The organism is Rhodococcus sp. (in: high G+C Gram-positive bacteria), from assembly GCF_049591685.1.
Classification (GTDB): Bacteria; Actinomycetota; Actinomycetes; order Mycobacteriales; family Mycobacteriaceae; genus Rhodococcoides.
This window is the reverse complement of the sequence record NZ_JBAWFH010000369.1, coordinates 1-2,814: the sequence shown is the minus strand read 5'-3', so window position 1 is coordinate 2,814 and position 2,814 is coordinate 1. Positions and strand designations below refer to the sequence as shown.

Sequence of the window (2,814 nt, the reverse complement as noted above, 5' to 3'; positions counted from 1 at the left end):
GAGGAGGCCTGAGATGGGTGGGTGGTTCACCGAAACCGTCGTCGACAACGGTCGTCTGCCGCTGTTCTTTCTTCTCGTGTCGTTTCTGCTCGCGTTCCTGTTCATCAGACTCAGTGTGCGCATGATTCGAGCCGAGGTGTCCTGGTGGCCGGGCAACGTCACTCCCGGCGGGATGCACATTCACCACGTCATGTTCGGACTGGTGATGGTCCTCATCTCCGGATTCGCACTCGTGGCGGTTGCCAACTACGAAACGCCGGTGGCCAACTGCATCCTGGCCGGCGTCTTCGGTGTCGGCAGTGCCCTGATGCTCGACGAGTTCGCCCTGATCCTGCATCTACGCGACGTCTATTGGGCCGAGGAAGGCCGGGCGTCGATCGACGCGGTGTTCGTCGCCGTCGCGATCACCGGGCTGTACCTGTTGGGTGTTCATCCGATCGGCTTCACGGGCGACTTCGACGCCTACCAGCAGGATCGCTCGCTGTGGACGTTGGCGTTGGTGGTCGGGGGGCTCGCTGTCCAATTGCTGCTCGCGGCCGCCACGCTGCTCAAAGGCAAATTGTGGACCGGGCTGGTGGGACTGTTCTTCGTTCCGTTGCTGATCGTCGGCGCGGTTCGGCTGGGCCGCCCGAATTCGCCGTGGGCGCGGTGGCGGTACCGGGACAAGCCGGGCAAGCAGACAACAGCCTGGCAACGCGAGAAGCGCTTCCGCGAACCGGTGATCAGGGCCAAGATCGTCGTACAGGAGGCACTGTCCGGCCGTTTCGGACTCCCCACCGCGGTGACCCCACCCGACCTTGCGGCCGACGAGGTGGACGAGGTGAACGAGGCGCCGACAGCTTCGACGCCGCGACAGTCGAATCGCGTTTTGGCCACGGTGAGGTGGCGTCGGACTCGACGCCGGCTGCGGCGAACACCGGTGTGGCGACTGCCCATGATTTTGGTGTCCGTGTCGATGGTGGCAGCTGTCGCGCTCGTGGTGGTCGACAGCGCCCTGCTCGATTCGGACGGTTCCATCGTCATCGAGTCCCATCTCGACATCGGTGCCACCGCAACCCTGCTGGCAGTGATCGCGGGCGGCATGATCACCCTCACCGGTCTGGTGTTCACCGCGCTCACGTTGGCGATGCAATTCGGTGCCTCGCAGATCTCGGTGCGCGTGGTGCCCATGCTGCAGCAGGAAGCGATCATGCGGTGGTCGATCGGAATGTTTCTGTCCACGTTCGTCTTTGCCGTCGTCATCGCGTCCGACCTGGCCCTGTCCGGACAGTGGACGGCGCCGGTCCTCTCGACGACGATCGCGATACTTCTCTCGTTCGTCAGCGCTTTCCTGTTCGTCGGTCTGGTGGCCCGCGTGGGCATGATTCTCGACTCGTCCCGCCTGCTGCGGTGGCTCGCCGCCGAGGGCCGCACTTCCATCGTGCGGATGTACCCCGGACGCGCGGCGAGCGGTGCGCGACCGATCGTGCCCAAGATTGCGACCGTCCGGGGCGGCAGTGCACTCGGTACTTCGACGACGGTTCGGCTGCAACATCTTTCGGCCGACGGCCGGATACTGTTGGCCGTCGATCTCGACCGCATGCAACGACTGGCCACCAAGTGGGGCGTCACGGTGGAGATGATGCCGGCCATCGGCGAATTCGTCGCCCAGCATGCCGTGCTGTTTCGCGTCGACGGTCCGCCGCTGCGTGTGCGACCGCATCAGCTGATTGCCTGTCTCATATTCGGCGACACCCACAGTCCGCGAGTGAGCCCCACCGCAGCGCTGCAAGCCATCGTCGACATCGCCCTCAAGGCACTGTCGCCGGCAATCAACGATCCGGGGCGCGCAGTCCAGGCGATCGACCACCTCGAAGACCTCTTGATGACTCTTGCGCCCCGCGTGCGCGTCGAACCCGTCGATTCGGCTTCGACGCGAATACGTGGAGCGCAGCGTTCGTGGGCCGACTACGTCGCCGTGGCAACAGACGAGGTTCGGCACTACAGCACCGGTTCCGTTCAGGTGCAACGACGCCTGCGATCGTTGCTGACGACGCTGCTCGCCGCATGCCCGGCAGATCAGCACGCGCCGTTGCTTTCTCGTCTCGAAGCTCTCGACGAGCAGGTGGCAGCAGGATGGACGAGCGAGTTGGATGTCGCGCTCGCGAGCGTGGCCGATCCGCAGGGCCTGGGTTCGGAGAAGGGCTCCTCGGGCCGAATGCTGCCCCTGATCCTCGGGGCGCCGGAATAGGCGGGATACCTGGACCTAGGGTGTAACGATGAGTACGCCACAGGCCGCTTCGGTGGCAGCCCCGCCACAGGCCGCTTCGGTGGCAGCCCCGCCACAGTGGTTCGTCGATGCGCTTGCGTCGGTACCCACCACGGCCGATGTCGAGGTGCAGGGAACCACCATCCGCACTCGATCCTGGGGCGACGAGGACGCACCGGGGGTGCTGCTGGTCCACGGAGGTGCCGCTCATTCCGGCTGGTGGGATCACGTGGCTCCGTTCCTGGCTCGCCGCTACCGGGTGACGGCTCTCGACCTCAGCGGGCACGGAGACTCGGGCCGCCGCGATGAATACGGCCTCGACGTCTGGGCCGCGGAAGTCACTGCTGTGGCGCATCATTCGAATTTTCTGCGCCCACCCGTCGTCATCGGACACAGCATGGGCGGTTGGGTCGCCATGGCAGCTGCGACGGAAGACGCACGCGTGGCAGGCGTTGCCGTTGTCGACACGCCACTGAAATCGTTGTCACCCGAGGAGGTCGCAGCCCGCGACAAGCGCGCGTTCGGACCGCTGAAGATCTACCCCACCCGCGCCGACGGTGTCGCGC

Annotated in this window: 2 protein-coding genes; both read left to right on the top strand. The window is 65.5% G+C overall.

Translation table 11 applies throughout. The features are described from left to right. Positions 1-13: 13 nt before the first annotated feature. Positions 14-2,230, top strand: a complete 2,217-nt coding sequence (locus tag WBQ44_RS15360; protein ID WP_495567535.1) for a DUF2254 family protein — start codon at positions 14-16, stop codon at positions 2,228-2,230. Positions 2,231-2,258: 28 nt separating this feature from the next. Beyond that, positions 2,259-2,814 (top strand): alpha/beta fold hydrolase (locus WBQ44_RS15355; protein ID WP_495567534.1); only part of this gene is annotated, 556 nt, incomplete at its 3' end.